Annotated in this window: 20 protein-coding genes; 15 read left to right on the top strand and 5 right to left on the bottom strand. The window is 36.3% G+C overall.

What is annotated here, in order from left to right; genetic code table 11:
• Positions 1 to 28 precede the first annotated feature (28 nt).
• From G415_RS0105680 to G415_RS0105750, 15 genes are read left to right on the top strand one after another with little or no spacing between them, the layout of a single operon-like run.
• Positions 29 to 778 carry an outer membrane protein assembly factor BamD gene (locus G415_RS0105680; protein WP_022670649.1) on the top strand — a complete coding sequence of 250 codons (750 nt, stop codon included), beginning with the start codon at positions 29 to 31 and terminating at the stop codon, positions 776 to 778.
• Positions 771 to 1121 carry an Hsp20/alpha crystallin family protein gene (locus G415_RS0105685; RefSeq protein ID WP_022670650.1) on the top strand — a complete coding sequence of 117 codons (351 nt, stop codon included), beginning with the start codon at positions 771 to 773 and terminating at the stop codon, positions 1119 to 1121. The genes G415_RS0105680 and G415_RS0105685 overlap by 8 nt, the downstream gene beginning before the upstream one ends.
• Entirely contained in the window at positions 1114 to 3474 is a 2361-nt protein-coding gene (lon, locus tag G415_RS09995) for an endopeptidase La (protein WP_022670651.1), read from the top strand. The genes G415_RS0105685 and lon overlap by 8 nt, the downstream gene beginning before the upstream one ends.
• 3 nt (positions 3475 to 3477) lie before the next feature.
• Positions 3478 to 4674, top strand: coding sequence for an FtsX-like permease family protein (locus tag G415_RS0105695; RefSeq protein WP_022670653.1), 1197 nt, complete (start codon positions 3478 to 3480; stop codon positions 4672 to 4674).
• Positions 4671 to 5345, top strand: coding sequence for an ABC transporter ATP-binding protein (locus G415_RS0105700; protein ID WP_022670654.1), 675 nt, complete (start codon positions 4671 to 4673; stop codon positions 5343 to 5345). The genes G415_RS0105695 and G415_RS0105700 overlap by 4 nt, the downstream gene beginning before the upstream one ends.
• Positions 5332 to 7575: an outer membrane protein assembly factor BamA gene (bamA, locus tag G415_RS0105705; protein ID WP_022670655.1), complete on the top strand. Its 2244-nt coding sequence runs from the start codon at positions 5332 to 5334 to the stop codon at positions 7573 to 7575. Before G415_RS0105700 ends, bamA begins: the two co-directional genes overlap by 14 nt.
• A 19-nt stretch (positions 7576 to 7594) precedes the next feature.
• Positions 7595 to 8110, top strand: a complete 516-nt coding sequence (locus G415_RS0105710) for an OmpH/Skp family outer membrane protein (RefSeq protein WP_022670656.1) — start codon at positions 7595 to 7597, stop codon at positions 8108 to 8110.
• The gene (gene lpxD / locus G415_RS0105715; RefSeq protein ID WP_022670657.1) at positions 8107 to 9141 is read left to right on the top strand and encodes a UDP-3-O-(3-hydroxymyristoyl)glucosamine N-acyltransferase; all 1035 of its coding nucleotides are present in this window, start codon (positions 8107 to 8109) and stop codon (positions 9139 to 9141) included. The genes G415_RS0105710 and lpxD overlap by 4 nt, the downstream gene beginning before the upstream one ends.
• Complete coding sequence (gene fabZ / locus G415_RS0105720) at positions 9128 to 9574, top strand: 3-hydroxyacyl-ACP dehydratase FabZ (protein ID WP_033378672.1); 447 nt, start codon at positions 9128 to 9130, stop codon at positions 9572 to 9574. The genes lpxD and fabZ overlap by 14 nt, the downstream gene beginning before the upstream one ends.
• A 9-nt stretch (positions 9575 to 9583) precedes the next feature.
• Positions 9584 to 10363 (top strand): acyl-ACP--UDP-N-acetylglucosamine O-acyltransferase, encoded by a 780-nt coding sequence (gene lpxA, locus G415_RS0105725; RefSeq protein WP_022670659.1) that lies wholly within the window; start codon positions 9584 to 9586, stop codon positions 10361 to 10363.
• The gene (lpxB, locus tag G415_RS0105730; RefSeq protein WP_022670660.1) at positions 10360 to 11451 is read left to right on the top strand and encodes a lipid-A-disaccharide synthase; all 1092 of its coding nucleotides are present in this window, start codon (positions 10360 to 10362) and stop codon (positions 11449 to 11451) included. Before lpxA ends, lpxB begins: the two co-directional genes overlap by 4 nt.
• Positions 11448 to 12035, top strand: coding sequence for a lysophospholipid acyltransferase family protein (locus G415_RS0105735; protein ID WP_022670661.1), 588 nt, complete (start codon positions 11448 to 11450; stop codon positions 12033 to 12035). The genes lpxB and G415_RS0105735 overlap by 4 nt, the downstream gene beginning before the upstream one ends.
• On the top strand, positions 12022 to 12981 hold the full coding sequence (gene lpxK / locus G415_RS0105740) for a tetraacyldisaccharide 4'-kinase (RefSeq protein WP_022670662.1): 960 nt from the start codon (positions 12022 to 12024) through the stop codon (positions 12979 to 12981). The genes G415_RS0105735 and lpxK overlap by 14 nt, the downstream gene beginning before the upstream one ends.
• Positions 12978 to 14714 carry an ABC transporter ATP-binding protein gene (locus tag G415_RS0105745; RefSeq protein WP_022670663.1) on the top strand — a complete coding sequence of 579 codons (1737 nt, stop codon included), beginning with the start codon at positions 12978 to 12980 and terminating at the stop codon, positions 14712 to 14714. The genes lpxK and G415_RS0105745 overlap by 4 nt, the downstream gene beginning before the upstream one ends.
• On the top strand, positions 14698 to 15894 hold the full coding sequence (locus G415_RS0105750) for a 3-deoxy-D-manno-octulosonic acid transferase (protein WP_022670664.1): 1197 nt from the start codon (positions 14698 to 14700) through the stop codon (positions 15892 to 15894). Before G415_RS0105745 ends, G415_RS0105750 begins: the two co-directional genes overlap by 17 nt.
• Positions 15895 to 16036: 142 nt before the next feature.
• Here the strand turns inward: G415_RS0105750 and mfd are convergent, their stop codons facing one another.
• Genes mfd through G415_RS0105775 form a run of 5 tightly spaced genes read right to left on the bottom strand, consistent with a single transcriptional unit; the run spans position 16037 to position 23730 of the window.
• On the bottom strand, positions 16037 to 19153 hold the full coding sequence (gene mfd / locus G415_RS0105755; RefSeq protein WP_022670666.1) for a transcription-repair coupling factor: 3117 nt from the start codon (positions 19151 to 19153) through the stop codon (positions 16037 to 16039).
• Positions 19150 to 19929, bottom strand: a complete 780-nt coding sequence (locus G415_RS10000; protein ID WP_022670667.1) for a septal ring lytic transglycosylase RlpA family protein — start codon at positions 19927 to 19929, stop codon at positions 19150 to 19152. Before G415_RS10000 ends, mfd begins: the two co-directional genes overlap by 4 nt.
• Entirely contained in the window at positions 19889 to 20518 is a 630-nt protein-coding gene (locus G415_RS10750; protein WP_022670668.1) for a lysophospholipid acyltransferase family protein, read from the bottom strand. Before G415_RS10750 ends, G415_RS10000 begins: the two co-directional genes overlap by 41 nt.
• On the bottom strand, positions 20519 to 21625 hold the full coding sequence (locus G415_RS0105770; RefSeq protein ID WP_022670669.1) for a sensor histidine kinase: 1107 nt from the start codon (positions 21623 to 21625) through the stop codon (positions 20519 to 20521).
• Complete coding sequence (locus G415_RS0105775) at positions 21625 to 23730, bottom strand: tetratricopeptide repeat protein (protein ID WP_022670670.1); 2106 nt, start codon at positions 23728 to 23730, stop codon at positions 21625 to 21627. The genes G415_RS0105770 and G415_RS0105775 overlap by 1 nt, the downstream gene beginning before the upstream one ends.
• Between the last annotated feature and the right edge of the window lie 9 nt (positions 23731 to 23739).

Raw genomic sequence — 23739 nt, forward strand, 5'->3', positions numbered from 1 at the left:
GCAACTTGAAGGTAAAGGAGTTTGTATTGTGAAAAAGTCAATTTTCGTTATAGGGTGTGGTGTGGCTTTTTTCCTTGCTGGATGCTCATCGCACAAGAAAATCATACCACACGAAGAAGAAAAACCAGCCTATGAGTGGTACAATGAAGGAGTCCAAGATTACATAAACCACGATTATCAGGAAGCAGAGCATGCACTTACAATGATAAATGCCCAGCACCCAGGCAGTATCTATGCAAAAAGAGCTACACTTATTCTTGGTGATGTTTATTTCGCTAAAGGCGATTATATGCTTGCACGAGATTATTACAGAAAATTCTTAAAACTCTATCCAAACAGCAAAGATGTTGTGTATGCAAAATACAGAATAGCTCTAAGCTATTACAAAGAGAGAAATGGTTATAAATGCGATGCAACACCCGTTAGAGAAGCGATAAGGGAGTTTTTAGAGTTCTTAAATGAATATCCAAACAATCCATACAAAGATAAAGTTTACTATTATCTTACAAAAAGCGTTGAAGAATTATATCAACACGAGTTATTTGTGGCAAAATTTTATGCTGATTTAGATGAGTTTAAAGCCGCAGAAAATAGACTAAATTACATGTATAAACACTTTAAAAACATAAAATTCAACGATGAGATGCTTTACTATCTCTCAAAAGTCTATTATGCCTTGGGCAGGAAAAAAGAAGCTTATGAATTCTTTAAAGAACTAAAAAACAGATTCCCAAATAGCAAATACACAGAAGAGCTAAGAAAACTATTCCATGAGTAATAAAATTGCTCTCGATATATTAGAGATTCTCATAAAGCAGGAGTACATATGGGAGCCTGCGTGTGATGTAAGCGTTATAAATAATAAAATAATCGTTGAGCTTGACATACCAAACCTTGATATAAACAGCCTAAGCATTAATATTATAAACGGCCTAAAGCTTGAGATTTTAGGAGAGAGAAAGAGATTGAACAGAGAAGAAGGTGTTTATCTGCTTGCCGAAAGGGTTTTTGGTAAGTTTAAAAAAACCATAGATTTGCCCACAGCTTCAAAAAGAGTGCAAGATATAAATTATGAAGATGGGATATTAAAAATAGTGATACAAGGAGTGGAACATGAGTGAGACAAACAGCGACACCATGCAGATACCAGAGATAGCACCAGTTTTACCTTTAAGAGACATGGTTGTCTTTCCATATATGATAATACCCTTGTTTGTTGGAAGAGATTTTTCAATCAAAGCGATAGACGAAGCACTATCAAAAGATAGAATAATCATAACATTAACCCAAAAAAAGGCAAATATAGACGAACCAACAGCAGACGATGTATATCATGTCGGAACAGCATGTTTAATCTTAAGAATGTTAAAGATGCCAGACGGCAGAGTCAAGGTTTTAGTTCAGGGATTAAAAAAGGTAAAGGTAAAAGAGTTTAAACAGTTTACACCATACATAGAAGCCCAGATAGAAGAGAAAATTGACATACCACCATTGACAGAATATCAAGAAATGGAAATAGAAGCCCTAATGCGCACTATAAAAGACCAGCTCCAGCAACTTGCAGCATACAATAAGAACATTCCAAATGACATAGTCGTTATAGCAAATAACATAGAAGAGTCCGATAAATTCGCAGACATAATAGCAAGCAACATTCAACTAAAAACTCATATAGCTCAAGAACTTTTGGAAATAGAGTCTGTTGAAAATAGATTAAGAAAGTTAAAAGAGATACTGGATAAAGAGTTACAACTATTGGCACTTCAAACAAAGATTCAAAATCAAGCAAAAGAAGAGATATCAAAAACGCAGAAAGAGTATTTCCTGCGAGAACAGATGAAAGCAATCAAGAAAGAGCTTGGAGAAGGCGATATATCTGACGAGATAGAAGAACTAAAAGAGAAAATCAAAAAAGCAAAGATGCCAAAAGAAGCCCAAAAAGAAGCAGAAAAACAGCTCTCAAGATTAGCAAAGATGCATCCAGACTCTGCAGAAGCAAATGTGATCAGGACATACTTAGACTGGATGATTGCAATGCCATGGAATAAACGCTCAAAAGAGAAGATAAACATAAAAGAAGTTCAAAAAATTTTAGACGAAGATCATTACGACATAAAAGAAGCAAAAACAAGAATTTTGGAGTATCTGTCGGTTAAAAAACTCAAACAGGATATGAAAGGACCTATTTTGTGTTTCGTTGGACCACCAGGTGTTGGTAAAACTTCACTTGCAAAATCGATAGCAAGGGCAATAAATAGAAAGCTCGTAAGAATATCGCTTGGCGGTGTAAGAGACGAAGCAGAAATAAGAGGCCACAGAAGAACCTATGTTGGAGCACTGCCAGGCAGAATTATTCAAGGATTAAAGCAAGCCGGAGTTAAAAACCCTGTATTTGTGTTAGACGAGATAGATAAACTCAGTAGGGATTTTTCAGGAGACCCAGCAAGCGCTTTACTTGAAGCATTAGACCCTGAGCAGAATAACGAGTTTGAAGACCACTATCTTGGCGTTCCGTTTGATTTAAGCGAAGTGTTCTTTATAACAACGGCAAATACAACAGAGACGATACCGCCACCACTACTCGACAGAATGGAAGTGATAAGACTAAGCGGCTATACAGTTGAAGAGAAGATAAAGATAGCCAAAAAATACATAATACCAAAACAAATAAAGGAACATGGACTTGAAAACTTTAAGATAAACTTCACCGATGCCGCAATAAGAAAGATTATAGAGAATTATACACGCGAAGCTGGAGTAAGAAACCTTGAAAAAACCATATCAAAGGTTCTAAGAAAAATAGCAAGAAAGATAGCCGAAGGTTCAAAAGAGACGGAATTTTCAATAACGGCAAACAACATAACCAAATATTTAGGTGTTCCACCATTCAATGTTGATGAGAAACTGGACAAGGATTATGTAGGTATAGCAACAGGCCTTGCATGGACGCCTGTTGGCGGTTCAATCCTGTTTATAGAAGTCTCAAAGGTTAAGGGCTCTGGTAAGCTGATTCTTACAGGTTCTTTGGGAGATGTTATGAAGGAGTCGGCTCAAGCCGCTCTAACATTTGCTCGAAGCAGGTATAAGATGCTTGGGCTTGAAGAAGACTTCCATGAGAAATACGACTTACATATTCATGTGCCCGAAGGTGCAACACCAAAAGATGGCCCAAGTGCCGGTATAACAATGGCAACAGCAATTATCTCCTGTTTAACCGAAATACCCGTAAGACACGATATAGCCATGACAGGTGAAATAACACTGCGCGGAAGGGTCCTGCCGATTGGTGGATTGAAAGAGAAAACACTCGCAGCATTGCGTGCAGGGATAAATGAGATAATTATACCGTATGACAACAAAAAGGATGCAGAAGAAGTTATGAATCAGATAAAATCCAAAAAATTAAAGTATCATTACGCCAAAACAATGGAAGATGTATTGCAGAAGGCTTTAACAAAACCGCTAAAAGTATAATAGATGGCAAATTTTGAAAACTTCTTAGCCGTAAAATATATAAAATCGTCCAAAGGGAAAGAGAGATTTATCTCTTTCTCTTCTTTAATGTCAATTCTTGGCATAATAGTAGGTGTTGCAGCTTTAATAATTGTTATGGGCGTGATGAACGGATTTGACAAAGAGCTTGAGAAAAAGATTTTAGACATAACGCCACATGTATTTATAAAAAACAGCTATGGCGTGTTTGATTACAGTAATTCGTTTATTGATAAACTAAAAAAGGAAAAGGGTGTTAAATTCGTCTATCCACTGCTTACAACTCAGGGTATGTTAAGCTGCTGCAATTTCTCAACAGGCATCGTCATAAACGGTATAAACCCAAATAGAAATAATCCTGTTGAAAAATACATAATCAAAGGCAAACTTACGGATAGTGGCGTGGTTATTGGCTATGAGCTTGCAAAGATGCTGGGCATAGGTATTGGAGAAACAGTAAGAGTAATATTGCCATTTGGCAAAACAACACCGTTTGGCTTTGCACCATTATCATTCAAAGCTCAGGTAAGTGGCATATTCAAATGTGGCATGTATGATTACGATTCAACCTTTGTTTATATTCCACTCTCCATGCTGTGGAACAAGACCAATCTAAAAGGTAAGATAAACACAATAGCAATAGAGTTAAAAGAGCCTTTTAAAGCAGAAGAGTTCTCTAACAGATTAGCTATGCAACTGCCTGAAAATTTTTACACATCAAACTGGATTCAGATAAACAGCAACTTCTTTACGGCTCTAAAATTAGAAAAAACGGCTATGTTTATTATTCTGCTTTTGGTTGTGCTCGTTGCTGCATTCAATATCACAAGCTCTCTAACAATGATGGTAATGGAGAAAACAAAAGAGATAGCGATACTCAGAAGCTTAGGTGCAACAGAAAAAAACATCAAAAACATATTTATAAAACAAGCAGCCATCATTGGTGTAATCGGTGTGTTTATTGGCGATGTTTTAGGCATAACATTGAGCTTTCTGCTTAAAAAATACCACTTCATAGAGCTTCCAAAAAGCGTCTATTACATAACAACCATACCTGTTGACATAAATCTGTTTTACATTGCACTTATAAGCATTTTATCCTTTCTGCTTGTTATTCTATCTGGATTATACCCAGCGTCAAAGGCATCAAAACTAAATATCGTTCAGGTTTTAAGGTCATGATTCTGCTCAAAACTACAAATATAAAAAAGGGCTTTCTTTCGGCTGGTAAAAGAATCACCATTTTAAATGGCATAAATCTTGAAGTCAAAGAGAATGAGATGGTTGCTATAATGGGTGTTTCTGGCTCTGGTAAAAGCACTCTATTACATATTTTGGGTTTGTTAAGCAAGCCAGATGAAGGTAAACTGATATTCTTAGATAGAGAGATAGAGTTTGATGAGAAAAAAACGGCTCAACTCAGAAACGAACATATCGGTTTCGTATTTCAGTTTTACTCTCTAATGGGAGAGCTGACGGTTTATGAGAATATTGCCCTACCCTACATGATAAAAAACAGCAAAAAGCCAGAAAAAGAGAGTGTTTTAAATTTACTTGAGCTTGTTGGATTAAACAGAAACAAAATAGATGCCTATCCAAACACACTTTCTGGCGGTGAACTTCAAAGAGTTGCTTTAGCACGGGCTTTAATAAACTCACCAGAGCTGTTAATAGCCGATGAGCCAACAGCCAATCTTGACAAAAAGAGTTCAATAGATATAGTAAAGACTATGAAACAAATCAACCAAGAAACTGGGCACTCTTTTATTATAGCTACTCATAGCTATGATGTTGCAAAAGTGTGTGATAGAATATTATACCTTTCGGAAGGGGTTTTAAGTGAAAAAGCTTAGTATCTCACTGATAACTTTTTTGACTCTCTCCACTGCTTCAATATCGTATGCAGAAAAGGTAATCTCAATAAACATAAAAGGCACCTTAAGAACAGATAAGGAGACGGTTTTAAGTGTTATAAAGACAAAACCAGGAGAGGTATTATCTCTAAAACAAATAGATAAAGATATTTTAAACATATACAACCTTGGTTTCTACAAAACCATATCAGCATATATAACAAAAACAAAAAATGGGGATATTTTAACTTTTAAGGTAGCGGAAAAACCATCTGTTAGATACATTATTTTTGAAGGCAATCACGAGATATCCGACAAAGACTTACAAAAAGCCTTAAAGATAAAACCGTATAACATACTGAACAAAAAACTAATAGAACAGACAATTAGCAATATGCTCGGCATGTATGCAGGCAAAGGCATGTATTTAACAAGAATAACTTACACACTAAAAAAACAGCCAAATAACAGAGTTGATATAATCTTTCATATAAAAGAGAGCAAGGAAACAGTCATAAGAGACATAAACATTATTGGCAATAAGCATATAAGCATAAGCGAACTTGAAGATGGACTCAAAAATCATGTAAAGAAGGGCCCTTACATTTTAACATGGCTACCATGGTTTTACACTGGAAAACTAAGAATAAACGAACTTGAAAGCGATAGACAAAAAATAATAGACAAATACCTTGCAAAGGGCTATTTGGATGTAAATGTAAGTGAGCCTATTGTAAATATTGAGCCAGACACTGGTAGCATTCACATCGACATCTCAATCAAAGAAGGGCCAAAATATACACTTAAATACATAAAATTTAAAAACACAGAGCCTTATAAACCAAAAGAGCTGCTTGAAGCTTTAGATATGGAAATAGGCAAACCATTCAATATGGTCAAACTAAGAGAAGGCATAGAGAAAATAACCGATATGTACGGAGATAAGGGATATGCCTTTGCCGATGTAAACCCGATAATCAAAAAGGACAAAAAGAGTCATACTGCAGGAGTAACCTTAGTTATAGACAAAGGCCCAAAGGTTCACATAGGAAGAATAGAAATAACAGGCAACATAAGAACACATGATAATGTTATAAGAAGAGAACTCCTGCTTAAAGAAGGCGATTTATATTCAACAACAAAGATAACAAAATCAAAGAGAAATCTCATAAATTTAGATTTCTTCCAGAATGTAAAAATAGAAACAAAAAGAATGGGTAAAGATAAGCTCAAGATGATAGTCCATGTAAAAGAGAAACGCACCGGCATGCTAAAAATAGGTGCAGGATATGGTTCCTATACAAAATTTGCAGCAATGGGTTCTATATCAGAGTCAAACCTGTTCGGAACAGGTATTCACGGTAAGTTTTCAGCAAATATTTCATCTAAATCTTCCTATTTTGACTTAAATTTAGTCAATCCTTGGTGGCATAACAGACCAATTGCCATAGGTGTTGATATATTCCACCAGAAATTCAACAACTACGATTACGAAAGCACAAGTACTGGCATAGTTCCATCCATATCAAGAAGATTCTTTGAGCAAACACTTACAGTCGGGTTAAAATATTCTCTAACGCGAGAAAAGATAACGCTTGATACCGACAACCCAGGATACTATTTAGAGCATGAGAAAGGATTACACATAGAAAGTGCTCTTATACCTTTTGTCACATACAATACTCTTGACAACTACATATTCCCAACAACAGGAATAAACGCCAATATAACGACACGCTTTGCCGGTCTTGGTGGCGATAGAAAATACATAAAAAGTGTCATATTTGCTGAATACTTCCATCCGCTATTTTGGGATTTTATAGGACATATAAAGGGTGAATTTGGTGCAGCAAAGGGTTTATCTGGCAAAGAAGTTCCCGTCGATAGAAGATTTTACTTAGGAGGCATAGACAATCTAAGAGGCTTTGAAGAAGGTAAAGTATCGCCAAAAGATGATGAAGGCAACTACATTGGCGGCTTAAAAGAATTCTACTCGTCCGCAGAGCTTATATTCCCTATCATCGGTGATTTACACTTCTATGGTGTTATATTCGGAGATGTCGGAAACTGCTGGGATTCAAGCTACGGAAGAACAAAAACAGATGCTGGCTTTGAGATTAGATGGATATCGCCGCTTGGACCAATAAGAGTATCAATAGGAAAGAACCTATCGCCAAAAGATGGAGAAAAATCTACTGTATTTCTCTTCTCGATGGGTGCACTCTTCTAAAAAACAAAGGGGGTAAAAAATGAAGAGAGTAGCGATTTTGACTGTGGTAGTATGTATAACGGCAATTCTGTTTAGCATGCAGGCAAAAGCATCAAATATAGCTTTTGTAAACTTGCGTCAGATTTTACAGGAGAGCCAAGCTGGTAAGAAGGCAAAGAGCCAGATTCAGGCATTAATTGAAGCAAAAAAGACCGTCATAAAGAGAAAAAGTGATGCGCTTCAGAAGCTTCTTAAAAAGCTCAATGCTAAAAACATTTCAAAAGCCGAAAAAGACAAGCTAAAGAAAGAGTATGAAGAAAAATACAGAGACCTTCAAATGTATCAAGCAAAAGCAGCAGAAGAAGTAAGAAACAAAGAAGTCGAAGAGACAAACAAGGTGCTAAAATTAGCAATAAACACAATCAAAAAATATGCAGAAAAACACAACCTTGACGGTGTTTTTGAAGTTAGCCAGGGCAATGTAATCTATTGGAAAGACTCCCTAAACATAACAAAAACAATCATAAAGCTAATGGATAACACCAAGACAAAATGAGAATAAGCGAACTTGCCAATCTGCTTGGTTGCAAAGCCATAATAAGAGAAGATAAAGAGATAACAAACATAGCACCAATAGAGAAGGCAAAATCTGGTGAATTAACCTTTATCTCAAACCCAAAATACGAAAAATACCTAAGCTCAACCAAAGCAGACTGCATTATTGCATCAAACAAAATAAACACGGAAGAATATCCAAATCTAAACTTCATAATATGTGATAACCCGTATCTCGCATTTGCAAAAATCATAAGGTTCGTCTATAAAACACCACCACCAGAACCATACATCAGCGATAAATCAAGCATAGATAAAACAGCCCAAATAGACAAGAGCGCAAGAGTAGAAGAGTTTGTTTATATAGGCAGAAATGTAAAAATCGGCAAGCAAACAAGGATAATGCCTTTTGTCTTTATTGGAGATGATGTTGAAATAGGTGATAACTGCCTAATCTATCCACATGTTGCTATAAGAGAGAAGAGCATTATAGGAAACAACGTAATAATACACTCAGGAAGTGTGATAGGAAGTGACGGTTTTGGTTATGCAGACACAGAAGACGGAGAGCATTTAAAAATCCCACAGATAGGCAATGTTATAATAGAAGATGATGTTGAGATAGGCTCAAATGTCTCCATCGACAGAGCTGCACTTGAAAGCACAGTTATAAAAAAGGGCACAAAGATAGACAACCTTGTCCAAATAGCACACAATGTCCAGATTGGCGAAAACTCTATAATCGTTGCTCAGAGCGGGATCTCAGGCTCAACAAAACTCGGCAAGAATGTAATACTTGCAGGTCAAACAGGCATAGCAGGACATCTCAAGATAGCTGATAATGTCATAATAACGGCAAAATCTGGCGTTGGAAGCAGTATAAGAAAGGCTGGAGTATATTCTGGCATTCCCGTATATGAACATAAAGATTGGCTCAAAAGTTCTGCCATCATGCCAAAGCTATATGAAATGTATAAAAAGATAAAGGAGTTAGAGAACAAGATAAAGGAGCTTGAAGATGCTGATGATTGAAGAGATAAAAAAGATACTACCGCACAGATACCCGTTCCTGCTTGTTGATAGGGTTTTAGAATACGAAAAAGGCAAATGGATAAAGACAATTAAGAATGTAACGGTCAATGAGCCGTTTTTTGTTGGTCATTTTCCACAGGCTGCAGTAATGCCCGGTGTGTTAATTGTTGAAGCTATGGCCCAAAGTGGTGGAATATTAGCTTTTCTATCAATGGATAAAGAAGAGTTCGAACGCTCCATAGGTGGACAGAGAATGGTATATTTCGTCGAGATAGAAAAAGCCCGCTTCAAAAGAACTGTGATACCAGGAGACCAGTTGCTGATGAAGGTTGAGATACTAAAACACAAATTGGGCGTTTGGAAAATTAAAGGTGAAGCGTTTGTTAACGACAAACTAACAGCTTTTGCCACAATGACAGCAAAAATAGATTAAGGTGATAAAATGGCAGCGCAAATACACGAAACGGCAATCATAGGAGAAAATGTAAAGATAGGCGATAATGTCATAATAGGTCCAAATGTAAACATAAGGGACAATGTCGAGATAGGCGACAATACGGTTATAGAAGCAAATGCATTTATAGACTCATACACAACCATAGGCAAAGGTTGTAAAATATTTCCGTCTGCTGTTTTGGGAACAATACCGCAAGATTTAAAGTTTAAAGGCGAATTTAGTCAGCTCATCATAGGCGACAATACAACGATCAGAGAGTTCTGCATGATAAACAGAGGAACAAAAGGTGGTGGCGGAATAACACGTATAGGCAACAACTGCCTTATTATGGCGTATGTTCACATAGCTCATGACTGCATTTTGGGTAATAATATCATCGTTGCAAATGCCGTCCAGTTTGCAGGTCATGTGATAGTTGAAGATAACGCCGTTATAGGCGGCATGACAGCCATTCATCAGTTTGTAAGAATCGGCAAGTTTGCAATGATTGGTGGAATGAGTGGGCTCGCTTTAGATGTTGCTCCGTTCTGTCTTGCAACAGGCATAAGGGCAAACCTGCACGGCTTGAATCTGATAGGCTTAAAAAGAGCTGGATTCTCAGCCAAAGATATAGAAGATTTAAAAGAAGCATACAAAACCATCTTCAAAAGCAAGCTAACATTCAAAGAAGCCTACGAAAAGCTAAAGAATAGCCCATCAAAGCATGTCATCCACATGATTGAATTTTTAAAGAATTCATCAAGGGGCTTTTGCAGGGATAGATGAATGCGCTTATCATAACCGGTGAAAGGTCTGCCGAAAATTACGCATCCCTTCTTGTTGATGAGTTAAACAGAAAAGGCAATTTCAATTTTTTTAGCATCTGTTCAAACATACTCGAAAACAAAACAGAAAAGATAGCAGATTATAGAGATATATCAATAATAGGTGCAAAGGAAGCTATCGGCATAATAAAAAAAGCCCTACGCACTTTAAGCAAAACAAAAAAGACAATAAAAGAGCAAAAGATAGAGCTTGTCATACTGCTTGATTTTCCAGAGTTTAATCTAAAGATAGCCAAGTTTTCAAAAAAAATAGGTGCAAAAGTGGTCTATTACATAACGCCACAGATTTGGGCTTGGAGACAGTATCGCATAAAACAGCTAATAAAATACACAGACCTTGTTATACCCATACTGCCGTTTGAAAGAATGTTCTTCAATGCAAAAGGATTAAAAAACATAAAATACTTTGGACATCCACTGATAGACCTGCTCCACAACAGAATAGGCACACACAAAAAGGAAAAAATAATCCTTCTAATGCCTGGCTCAAGAAAAAGCGAAATAGAGTTTAACTACAAACCAATCTTTGAAGCGGCAAAACTCATCAAAGAGAAGTATGAGGATTTTGAGTTTGTGTGGGTATATCCAAAACACCTAAATAGCTCACTAAGGGACAGGATAAAAGGCGAATTCGAGTTTGTAAGGGTGGAAAATGATTCGTATGAGTTTATGGACAAGGCATACTTTGGCATACTAAAAAGTGGCACAACGACGCTTGAAGCCGCACTGTTTGGTCTGCCTATGGTTGTCGTTTATAAACTAAGCAAACTAAGTTATAACATAGGCAGAATGATAATAAAGAATATCAACTATATATCTCTGCCTAATCTCATAATGGATAAAAAAATAGTGGAAGAGCTAATAGAAGACAGAGCAACACCATCAAACATATTTGAAGCATTTGATAAGATTCATACAGATAAATCAGAGAGAAAAAGGGTTATAGAGCAGCTTAAAAATATACAAACTGTGCTGGGAGAGTATCCAATAACGCCAAAAATAGCCGAAGAGATAGTAAAAATCCTATGAAATTCAAGGCAACCCTTATCTATCTGATTTTGAAGATTTACGGAAGTCTATGCAAAATAGAGTTAGATGACTCAGCTATAAAAAACTACGACAAACCCGTAATATTTGCATTCTGGCATGAAGTCATACTCTTTACTCCTTTGGCTTACGATAAAAAACGGCCATTGAAAATACTCCAAAGCACCCACAAAGACGGTATCTTGGCAAGCATGGTTATAAATAAATTCGGACTTCAAACAGTATGGGGCTCAAGCAACAGAGAACCAATAAAAGCCCTAAAAAGCATGATAAATGAGCTGAAAAACGGATACAGCATAGGAATAACGCCTGACGGACCTAAAGGTCCACCAAGAAAGTTAAAAAAAGGTATTCTTGAGCTTGCATATCTCACAAAATCGCCCATCGTTCCAGTCGTGGGTGAGTTCTCGAATTACTTTCGTATAAACAGCTGGGATAGGATGATAATCCCGAAACCATTTTCAAAAGTGAAATTTACAATGAGAGAACCGATATTTATACGCTCAAAAAAGGAGTTTGACGAGAAAGCAAAACTTATAGAAGGAATTTTGAATGAATCGGGTTGAAGCAGAAAAACTCCAAAAGAGATTAAAGCCACTGCTTATTCCATTTTCACTTTTATACGGTGCAGTTGTAAATATAAAAGAAGGATACTCAAAACCAAAGATAAGCTTTGATAGTTTAAAGGTAATAAGCATAGGCAACATAACTGTTGGTGGAAGCGGCAAAACACCCGTTGCAATCTCATTGGCAGAAAGATTGATGAGATACGGGAAGGTGTGTGTAATAACAAACATATACCCCTTAAAAGACAAAAGAGCTCATGTTGTATCGATAGATGGCAACATATTCAAAAAACCACCAAAAGTGCCAGATGAAGCATATATGATAGCCAAAAAGTTGCCTATAACCGTTATAGCTTCAAAAAACAGAATAGCCGCTTTAGAGCTTGCCGTATCGTTAAAGATGGACTTTGCAATTCTTGATGATGCACTTCACATAACAAGACTAAAAAAAGATATAGAGATATGCGTATTTGACGACTTGAATTTGAATAAAAAAGAACTCTATCTGCCCGCAGGTATGATAAGAAACTCAAAAAAACTTTTAAAAAGATGCTCGTTTAAGATATGCACGCAAAACAAAAAGACAGATGAGTGTATGAAAGCAACAGTAAAACCAAAAGGCGTATTCGACCATCAAAACAGACCCGTTGAGTATAAAAACAGGAGCGCATTCGTGTTTTGTGGCATAGGAAATCCTAACTCTTTTCTAAAAACCATAGAACTCTGCGGCATCAAGATAAAGGGTTATCAGCTCTTTGATGACCATCATCTATACACAGATGAAGAGATAGAAGCTTTAAAGAGAAAGCAAAAAGAGATAGGTGCAGAACTTTTACTGACAACGCTGAAGGATTTTGTTAAATTGGAAGATGATGAGATTGTCTATTTAGACATCGATTTAGAGATTGAAAAGATTGATGAGATTGTAAAGGAAATAGTGCAATGAGCAAAGAGATGTTAAAAAGATTACTAAAATACTTAAAGCCATACATAAAAAGGCTAATATTCTCGTTCTTCTGCATGCTTGCAGTCGGTGCGCTCTCTGGACTTGCAGCTTATCTAATAAAACCTGCATTAGACGATATATTTATCTCAAAAAACGAAAAGATGCTTTACCTTTTACCAATAGCAATCATGCTAACCTATGCCTTTAAAGGACTTTTTACCTATCTTCAGGGATACCAGACCCATTACATAGCAGAAAAGGTGCTTTTCAATATAAGAAACGAGCTGTTTGACCATCTTGTATATCTTCCCACAAGCTTTTTTGATAAGTTCCACACAGGCGAACTAATGTCAAGAATCTTAAACGATACAGAACAGGTGCAAAACAGTATTGCCAATGTTATACCGAATACCGTCAGAGAGTTTTTTACCCTTATTGGTCTGCTTGTCGTTTTGTATGTAAACAATTGGAAACTTGCATTTCTTGCAACTGTCGTCTTTCCTTTGGCAGCATATCCCGTTATTTATTTTGGTAAAAAGATGAAAAAAATCGGAAAAAGAAGACAAATCTCTATTGCCGATTTAACGACAAAAATACAGGAGTCCTTAACGAACATAAGGCTAATAAAGGCATTTGCAAAAGAAAGAGACGAAGCAAAGGATTTTGAATTAAAAAGTGATAATCTCCTAAAGATAAAACTTGAAGCGATAAGAATAGATGAAGCAACAAGCCCTTTAATGGAAGTGATAGGAGCTGTTGGTGTTGCCCTTCTAATCTGGATAGGTGGATATATTGTTTTAAAGGGCTATTTGACTGTCGGCGGATTCTTCTCTTTCATGGCAGCACTATTTATGCTTTACAAACCGTTCAAAACACTTGCAAAGGCAAACAATCAGATAAGCACATCTGTTGCATCAGTTGAGAGAATTTTTGAAATTATGGACATGGAAAAGGAGAAAATCTCAGAAGGAAAGCCGTTTGAAGGCGTAAAGGAGTCAATCAAGTTTGACCATGTCTATTTCTCATACTCAAACGACCCAAATAAGATGGTGCTTAAAGATATAAACCTAACAATTCCTGCAAAGTCCGTTGTTGCTTTAGTTGGTGAAAGTGGCGGCGGAAAATCAACAATCTTAGAGCTTATACCAAGATTCTATGAGCCAACAAAAGGCAAAATCCTGATAGATGGCATGGACATAAGAGAGTTTGATTTAAGAAGTCTAAGAAGAAAGATAGCCATAGTCTCTCAACGCATATTTCTGTTTAACAGAACGGTAAAAGAGAACATAGCCTATGGGCGAGATGACCTAACCGATGAACAGATTATTCAAGCTGCAAAAGACGCATACGCACACGATTTTATAATGAGACTAAAAAACGGATATGATACGAATTTAGGAGAGCAGGGAGTAATTCTATCCGGTGGTGAAAGACAAAGAATAGCCATCGCACGAGCCATCGTAAAAGACCCAGACATTCTCATACTTGATGAAGCAACAAGCGCATTAGACTTAGAAAGCGAACAGATTGTCCAAAAAGCCCTAAACAACCTAATGAAAAACAGAACAGTAATAATGGCAGCTCACAGAATATCAACGGCAATGACAGCAGATAAAATTGTTGTTATGAGAAATGGTGAAATCTTAGCAGAAGGAAAACACGACTATCTGCTCAAAAACTGCGAATATTACAGAAAGCTGTTTAAACTGCAGACAAATGATTTGGCTATATAATTTTTTGCTGTTTATACTCCTTATCCCTGCCCTACCGCTAATTTTTGTAAAATCTTTAACAAACAGGCGACTCAGATATAAGCTCACAGAAAGATTCCTGCCAAAATCGGTTGATATTGAAGATTACATACTCATTCACACATCAAGCTTTGGCGAAACGAAGGCCGTTCTTAAGTTTTCAGAAGAGCTTAAAAAAACAACTGGATTAAAAATACTTTTCAGCGTATTTACCGATACAGCCTACGAACTTGTAAAGAATAAAAATGTGATACTGATGCCACTTGATTTATATCCACTTTATAAAAAATTATTCAGAACAAAACCAAAACTTGCCATATTCTTTGAAACCGAAATTTGGCCATCTTACTTAAAATACCTAAAAAAGCATAAAATACCAGCCATTCTCATAAATGGACGCATGAGCAAAAGAAGTTTTGACAGATACAAAAAATTCTCTTTCTTTTTCAAAGGAATCATAAACAGCTTCAACCTTATAATTGCAAAATCCAAAGAAGATGCCAAAAGATTTGCCTACTTCAACAAAAACACGATTGTCTGCGGCAACATAAAAAAATACAAAGCAAAACAAACATTTGAAAATGCAAAAAAAGATTTAAGAATAGAGACAACAAAACCCATCCTTGTTCTTGCAAGCTTCCACAAAGAAGAGATAGATTTATCGGTAAGCATTATTGATGCCTTTAAAGAGAGATTCTTTATTATACTTGCACCGCGCCACTTAGAAGACATAGAGACTTTTGAGTCAAGACTAAAATCAAACAGGATAAAATACACAAAAAGAACAGATAAAAAAACTTCAACCAATATACTACTGCTTAACACAATGGGTGAGTTAGAAAAGGCATACAGTATTGCAGAAATATCCATCGTTGGCGGTAGTTTTGATGAAAAATTAAAAGGACACAACCCTATAGAACCATTGATTTACAATAACTTAACAATCACAGGCCCATACATGGAAAGTTTCAAAGAAGAGACAGAAGAACTTATAAACAAGGGCATTATTTATCAATTAAAAAAAGAAAGCGACTATCTTAATCAGATAGAAGAGATAATTAATAAAAAGAGAAAAATTGAGACTGAAGACTTCTTCATCGGTTTGAGATATATATTAGATTGTTATTTAGTTCATACATTAAAAGCATTTAGAGAGATTTAAACATTCATTTTTTACTTGATTTTTTACCCAAAATATATACAATTGAAGGCAGAAAGTAAGGTGTACCGCCTCACTCCCCCTTAATGGGGCCTCCCCCCTGTTTCTCTCTCGCCCGAGAGAGCCCTGTTGAACATGCCACCACCTATAAGGCGGTGGCTTTTTTTATTCTATCAAATATTTCAAAGAGAGACTCTTTTATTGTTTTTAGATTTTTACCGAGCAGACCAAAATAGACACTGGTTTGACTCAAGAATCTGCCCTTCTTCTCATCCACAACCTTTACAAGCTCATCTGTATCAATATCAGCATCTACATAAAACTCGACTATAACGCCTGTTGGCGAGAGTGTAAGCTTTTTCACAAACACATCCTTTGCTTTTATCTTCAGTGAAACAATATAGATGAGATTTTTAACTTCTTCTGGCAAACTACCAAACCTATCCTTAAGCTCATCTTCAAATTCTTCCAACTTCTGCAGGCTATCTATAACGGCAGCCCTTCTGTATATATCGACTTTATCGTCGTTAGAAGCAAACTCATCGGGTATAAATGCAGAGAATGTATGTTTTATCTCGACATCCCTTTTTGTCGGCTGATTTTTAATCTCAGATATGGCTTCTTCAATCAGAGACATGTAAGTTGAAAAGCCTATGGATTTTATCTTTCCCGACTGGTCTTTACCTAAAATATTACCGTATCCTCTCAACTCCATGTCCTTAAGCGCAAGATGAAAACCCGAGCCACGCTCAAAGAACTCTTCCATATACTGAAGCCTTTTGGCTGCATTCTGAGTTATCTTTCCACGATACAGAAGATAGGCATATGCTGTTCTATCTGATCTGCCTACCCTACCCCTTAGCTGATATAAATCTGAAAGTCCAAACCTATCTGCATCGTCGATTATTATTGTGTCAACACTCTTTATATCAAGACCAGACTCTATAATCGATGTTGATATAAGCATCTCAAACTTGCCCTGATTAAACTCTTCAAATACAGTTTTTATCTGTTTTTTTGGCATCTTTGCATGAACTATGGCCTTTCTTACAAACGGCAAAATGTTATCAAGCTCTTCCTTTACATACTCTATATCTTCTATCGCATTGTGAACAAAATATACCCTTCCATCCCTTGCTATCTCTCTTAGAACGGCATCTCTAATCAGAGAGAGTTTTCTTTTTGAGATTATCGTCTCTATCGGTTTTCTCTCAAGCGGTGGTGTTTTTATAACGCTTATATCTAAGATTGAATTCAAAGCCATATTAAGCGTTCGTGGAATAGGCGTTGCACTTAAATAGAGCATGTCAACATTTGGGTATCTGGTTTTTAGATACTCTTTAACCTTAACACCAAATTTATGCTCTTCATCAACAACAACAAGACCAAGATTGGCAAACTCTATCGCATCCGAATAGACAGAGTGCGTCGCTATGAGTATATCCATCTCACCGTTCTTTAAGCCATTCAATATCTCGTCTTTCTCCTTTTTTGTCGTAAAACGATTTAAGAGCGCTATTCTAACGGGAAAATTGCCAAATCTCTCTTGTAGTGTTCTATAATGCTGAAGCGAAAGTAGCGTCGTTGGAACCATAAACACGGCCTGTTTATAGTTAAAAACGGCTATAGCTATAGCCCTTGCTGCAACTTCTGTCTTACCGAAAGAAACATCACCACAAACAAGTCTATCCATAGGCACATCTTTCGACATATCCCTTTTTACTTCTTCTATCGCCCTTGCCTGGTCTGGCGTCTCGTCATATTCGAACAACGCTTCAAACTCTTTTATCTCAAACAGCTCGACATTGTAAGGCTCTCTCTTTGAAAGCTGCCTTTTTGCGTAAGCACTGACAAGCTCAGTCAGTATCTTCTTTATCGACTTCTTTATATTCTCCTGTGTCTTTTGCCATTTATTATTTCTTAAAGAGCTTAACTGCTCTGAGCCGTGATACTCAAGAAGAAGGTCAGCATTATACACGGGCAGATAAATCTTATCCTGCTCTGCAAACTCAAGCTCAAAGAAATCTTCTTCCTTTCTGTCTATCTTTATCCTTTTTAAGCCTTTAAACAGAGCTATACCGTATCTTTTATGGACAACCTTACTGTCAATCTCAAACTCTTTATAAACCCTGCTCTTTCTTTTTGGCCTTTTTAATGCGATCTCCTGTCTGCCAAATAAATCTCCAAAACTGACAAAAGCTATCCTATTCTCTTTATCTTTAAAACCTTCATACAGATACAAATCTGTCAGATATATGCCGTTTGGATTTTCAAAAGGAGTTGAATTTAAAAGCTTAAAATCTATACCCTTCGTTGAAAAATACTCCTTTAGGTGATTCAGTCTAACCAAAGAACCTGCTGAGACAACAACCCTTAAAGAAGAAGCAGCACTCTTTAGAAGCTTTATTTTTTCATCCATAGGAATAGAATCGTTAAACAATCTTGACACAACGGCATCATCTTCAAACTCAAAGCTATCTAAAAATCCTTCTATTTTTTCTTTTTGAGCAAATATCTCATCTGTCTTGTAAAGCTCAATAAGTCTGTAAGCGTTATCAACATCCCTTTTGTCAATAAACGCAAGCCTGTAAAAACCATCAAACGGATAATCGCTCAAAAACTCTCCATCTTTAAGCAGGCAGTATCCATACTCATCATCTTCAAACCTATATTCGGATGCAGGCAGAATTACAGCTTCTTCAAGTAATCTGTCTGTCCTTTGATTTTGCGGATATATCAATCTTATACTCTCAACTTCATCGTCAAATAAATCAATCCTTAAAGGCTTATCGTAAAAAGGAGAGAAGATATCAACAATAGAGCCACGTCTTGAGAACTCGCCCAACTCATAGACACGCTCAACCTTTTTATATCCAATACGAGAAAGTTTTTTAAACAGCTTATCTATATTCAGCGTATCACTCTTTTTGATTGTCTCGATGCTATCTAAAAAATCATCGGCAGATATAACAGGCTGAAGAAGGGCATTTATGTTTGTAATAAACAGAAGCCTTTTAGACGAATTTATCAATTTATAGATAGATTTAAGCCTTTCTGAGATGATATAATCTGAAGGTTTTATGGAAGAGTGTGGCGGAATCTCATAAGAGAAAAACATGCTCACATCAACATCAAGCTGAAAAACCTTAATAAAAAAGTCAAAAGCCACAGCAAGTCTTTCAACTTCGCTATTGTCTTTCAAAACAATTATGGAACTCTTTTTCTTTGATAAAACCCGATAGGCTAAGTAGGAGAAGTTCATTTCTTAACTATACAATAACTACCCACGATGGAAGCAACGGCATTTAGAGCAAATCTCTCTGCTTCTTCCTTCGTATCAAAATCTCCAACAAGCACCCTGTAAAACACTATCCCGTTTACAATCTTCCTTTGTATATAAACATCACTCAAGCTCTTCGAAAGCCTATCTTTAAGTCTTAAAGCATTAAGAAGACTTCTAAACGAGCCAACCTGAACGGCAAAATCACCGATATTGACATCAATATTTGTATCAATCGTTATCTTATCAAGTTGTTCAACCTTAGGCCTTTTAATAGTTGCACTGTTTTTGAACATAGTAACAGATGGTGCACTGCCAAGCACTATAACCTTAACTGGTGCTGTGCCTGTTCCTATCATACCTATATCCTTAGCAGCAGCATAAGATAGGTCAATTATCCTGTTCTTTACGAAGGGTCCTCTATCGTTTATTCTTACAATTGTTGACCTGCCGTTGTTTAGGTTTATAACCTTGACAATCGTATTAAACGGCAAGGTTTTACTTGCAGCAGTATGAGCATACATATTGTAAATTTCACCATTTGCCGTTCTTCTGCCCTGAAATTTAGGCCCATACCAAGAAGCTATACCTATTTGAGTATAACCCTTAGGCACGCTCTTTAAAACACGATAAGGATAATAACCACCCGTATAGACACTACTTCTCAAAACAGAGCACGACGAGAGCAAAAACGCAAATACAAAAAAAATAAACGCTCTAATCGTATATTTTAGACCTAACAACTCTTTCAATCTCATCACTCTCAAGCCTACTTACATCTATCTTTTCAAAAGCCTTAACTATAACGCTTCCACTATTCAGCTCAAGCTTACCAACAGGCATAATAGATTCACTTCCAACTATTTTTATAGGCAGTATAGGAATGTTTTTCTTCTTTGCTATAAGGATTCCACCCTTTTTAAATGCATTCCTGTTTTTTCTTGTCCCTTGCGGAAAAACGACAACAGCACCGCTTTTGAAGTTCTTTAGCACTCTCATCAAAGCAATCGCCGCTTCTTTATCATCTTTTCTGTTGACACCAACAGCACCGATGCCTTTTAACGCCTTGCCTATTACCGGATAACCAAAAAGCTCTTTTTTAGCCACCCAAAGTAGCTTAGATTTTATGCACTTATACAGGGCAAGTATGTCAAAATAACTGCTGTGATTTGCCATTATAACAGATTTTTCAGCATCAAACTCGCCTTTACACTCAACGGTTATATGATATTTTCTAAGCACATCATCAACCCACTCTCTTATCACACCTTCATCTATTTTTTTATGCTTAACACTATAAGAGAAACTCAACAGAGCAAGCCTAACAAAATTGATAAAACTACCCATCTATACAACTATTCTAAAGGTTGTCCCTTTGCCTTTTTCTGTCTCTATTTCAAGATTTCCATCCAAAATCTCAACAGCCTGTTTAACTATTGCAAGCCCAAGACCCGTTCCATTCTTTTTATTCGTGTAAAAAGGCTCAAAAATTTTGTCCACATCATCTATACCGCAGCCGTCATCTGATATCTCAAAAACAGCCTTTTTATCTCTTCTAAACACATTGAAAGAAACCCTATTCTTTGCAAAATCCAAAGCATTAGCCAAAACATTAACAACAGCACTTTTAAGCAGATTTCTATCACTAACCATATCAAACTCTTCGATGTGCTTTTCAAACTCAATCTCAGAGTTCTTTATCTGAGCATAAACTTCAAACTCCACTTCTTTAGCAAAATCTAAACTGGAAAACTTCTCAGGCACATAGTTGACCGTTTTTGTAAACAGAAGCGTATTGTTAACGATATTATTTATCCTTTTTATACTCATCATGATATTGTCAACAATCTCTTTCTTAGAGCCATCATCGAGCAGTGGCACAAGCAGTTCAATGCTTGCAAGCGGATTTTTTATATCATGGGCAATAGATGCAGCCATTTGACCAATAATCGCAAGTTTCTCTTTTTTCTCGTTCTCTTCTTTGAGCCTTTCAACCTGCGTTATGTCGCTAAATACGACAACAGCGCCATCTTCTTTATCTTCATCAAATATCAAAGAAGCAGACAGGCTGAGAATCTTTTTATCCCCCCTCACACTCAACTCAATACGACTTTCACTTCTAAAATACTCAACAACTTCGCAGGCACTCTTTTCTACAAGTTCTTCTATAGCAAAAATCTCACCAATATGTTTTCCCTTGACTTTGCCTTCTTTTGTCGCAAAAACTAAACAGGCTTTTCTGTTAAACACCGTTATAAAGCCATTTTTATCTATAGAACATACGCCACTATCTATGCTTTTTAGAATATTCTCCAAATAGCGCCTGTTTCTTTCTAACTTGTCTTCTAATACTTCAAATTTTCTCTTCAGTTGAGCATAGGATTTTTCTAACTTGCGGCTTGTATTTAAAACGGCTTCAAACATCACCTGCAAGGTTTTAAATTTCTCATCCATCACATCAAAGACTCAAGCACCTTTAAATATTGGCTATTTGGATAGTATCTTTTAAGCTTCAAATAAAACTCATTGGCACTCTTCTTGTCGTTAAGATTCAAATAAGACAGAGCAACATAGAAAAGCACCTTCTCTCTATATGCCAAATTGTTCCTTAAATTGAGTAATGTCTCTATCGCATCCTTGTATTTTTTGAGCTTAAACAGACATCTGCCCTTTAAAAACTCCACTTCATCGTTGTACATTCTTGTCTTTATCCGTTTTAAGTAATTCAGGGCTGATGAGCAGTTATCACTCTCAAGAAGCGATTTTGCAATCCTTAATCTTAAGTAATCCTGCATGATTGGAACATCTATTCCCAATCCATTCTTATAAAGCTCATAAGCCTTGTTGTAATCATTATTAAAGTAATTAATATCACCAAAAATCATGTCTATGTAATATACATACGGCTTTGTTTTGCTTAACTTGTTGACTATACCTGCTGCTTTTACATCATTGCCCATCTCGACATAGAATTTAGCAATAACAGTATCTTTGCACTCTTCATCCTTTATCTGATGCATAATCTTCTCAACACTGCCAACTTTACCTGAGAATATCATGCCCCAGGATAGTTTGCACAAATCAGCCTTCTGTGGCTTCAAAAGAACAGCAAAGTCATAGGCTTTTTCGATTGTTTCAATATCTGGATTTTTATAAAAATCATCAACCATTCTATTGATACACTCAGAAGCTATACTATCCGATTTTTTGTTGTATTCAGAATTTGGATACATTTTCTTGAGCTTGGCAAGATAATCTAAAGCTTCAGGGCAGTTTTTATCTCTATAATTTTTCTCAGCATAAACATACAAAGCCAAAGAGACAACTTCTGGGTCGTTTTTGTATTTTGCCATTATCTCATCAATCATCTTCTTGCTTACCTGACCCTTTTTAAGCTTTGCTTCATCCATCAGTTTTCTTGCAAGTTCTCTATACTTTGCATTCTTGGAAAATTTTAGAATATACTTGCCGCGATAATCCAAATCATCATAATCACCCTTCTTTAAATCACATCTCATTCTCTCTATGTATGAAAACTCGACTATGTTGTTGTCTTTTGAAGACTCAAGATAAGAAAAAACCTTATCAGACTCCTTGTAATCTTCAAACTCACATAAAGCTATACCAACATCGCCAAGCTCTTTGTAAAACTTCTTAACATCTATGCTATTTAGTTCACTTGACATGTAATAGTAGGCAAGAACACTTCTTGCATAATCCTTCTTTCGATAGAAACACTCAGCAGAAAGCAGCATGCTCAAAGGATAATAGCTGTTTTTCTTTTGAATATTCAAAAAATACTTCAAAGCTTGCCTGCACCTATTCTCTTTATAATAGCTATACCCAAGCATAAAATTAGCCTTAAAAGCCCAAACTGTTCCCGCATAGTCCTTCTTTATCTTTTTGTAAATCTGTCTTGCTGCCATAAACATATCCTGCTTCTGATAAATATCAGCTATGGAAAATAGGGTTTGGGCAACGGCATCGTTTTTCGGAGCAAGTTGAATAGCCTTGTTATATGTGCTTATTGCAAGGTTATACTGTTTCATCTTCTTATAACAATCACCCAACAGAAAATAGGCACTTATAAAAAAATGACTCTGTGGATACTTTGTAATTATCTCTTTAAAAAACGCAGCAGCAAGTTGATAGTTGTTTATATAAAATGCCCTGATGCCGCTAAAAAAGAGCGTCTCATCGTAAGACGGTTTAATATTCTTAACAGGAGAGAATGTGTTTTCAGAAACATAAAACGGCAAAGCTATCATATCCTTAGGAACAGCCGACAAGTTAAGCTCTTCTGTTTTTGTTGCTACAAAAGGCAAAGCCTTTATCACTATCTTATCGCCATTTTTGGAAAACTTAGGAACAAAACCCCTTTTACAGGTTATGACTATTTGAGATGAGTTATCAAAATTTTCAACCTGAAAGTTAGAAAACTCGCTATCTTTAAGGTCAAAAGAGAAAAATTCCTTTTTTAGTATTTTTTTTGGAAAATAGGCAACAAAATACCTGCCCTTTATGTAAGCCTTGAAATCAGACGGCACATCACTTAACACAAAATACGA

The organism is Hippea alviniae EP5-r (genome assembly GCF_000420385.1).
In the GTDB taxonomy this organism is placed as follows: domain Bacteria; phylum Campylobacterota_A; class Desulfurellia; order Desulfurellales; family Hippeaceae; genus Hippea; species Hippea alviniae.

Coding starts and splice junctions, on each gene's coding strand:
- G415_RS0105750 (WP_022670664.1), top strand. CDS start 14,698: ATGATTTGGCTATATAATTTTTTGCTGTTTATACTCCTTATCCCTGCC.
- mfd (WP_022670666.1), bottom strand. CDS start 19,153: ATGAACTTCTCCTACTTAGCCTATCGGGTTTTATCAAAGAAAAAGAGT.
- G415_RS0105700 (WP_022670654.1), top strand. CDS start 4,671: ATGATTCTGCTCAAAACTACAAATATAAAAAAGGGCTTTCTTTCGGCT.
- G415_RS0105695 (WP_022670653.1), top strand. CDS start 3,478: ATGGCAAATTTTGAAAACTTCTTAGCCGTAAAATATATAAAATCGTCC.
- lpxB (WP_022670660.1), top strand. CDS start 10,360: ATGAATGCGCTTATCATAACCGGTGAAAGGTCTGCCGAAAATTACGCA.
- lon (WP_022670651.1), top strand. CDS start 1,114: ATGAGTGAGACAAACAGCGACACCATGCAGATACCAGAGATAGCACCA.
- G415_RS0105710 (WP_022670656.1), top strand. CDS start 7,595: ATGAAGAGAGTAGCGATTTTGACTGTGGTAGTATGTATAACGGCAATT.
- G415_RS10750 (WP_022670668.1), bottom strand. CDS start 20,518: ATGGGTAGTTTTATCAATTTTGTTAGGCTTGCTCTGTTGAGTTTCTCT.
- G415_RS0105735 (WP_022670661.1), top strand. CDS start 11,448: ATGAAATTCAAGGCAACCCTTATCTATCTGATTTTGAAGATTTACGGA.
- G415_RS10000 (WP_022670667.1), bottom strand. CDS start 19,929: ATGAGATTGAAAGAGTTGTTAGGTCTAAAATATACGATTAGAGCGTTT.
- lpxD (WP_022670657.1), top strand. CDS start 8,107: ATGAGAATAAGCGAACTTGCCAATCTGCTTGGTTGCAAAGCCATAATA.
- G415_RS0105685 (WP_022670650.1), top strand. CDS start 771: ATGAGTAATAAAATTGCTCTCGATATATTAGAGATTCTCATAAAGCAG.
- G415_RS0105745 (WP_022670663.1), top strand. CDS start 12,978: ATGAGCAAAGAGATGTTAAAAAGATTACTAAAATACTTAAAGCCATAC.
- lpxA (WP_022670659.1), top strand. CDS start 9,584: ATGGCAGCGCAAATACACGAAACGGCAATCATAGGAGAAAATGTAAAG.
- fabZ (WP_033378672.1), top strand. CDS start 9,128: ATGCTGATGATTGAAGAGATAAAAAAGATACTACCGCACAGATACCCG.
- lpxK (WP_022670662.1), top strand. CDS start 12,022: ATGAATCGGGTTGAAGCAGAAAAACTCCAAAAGAGATTAAAGCCACTG.
- G415_RS0105770 (WP_022670669.1), bottom strand. CDS start 21,625: ATGGATGAGAAATTTAAAACCTTGCAGGTGATGTTTGAAGCCGTTTTA.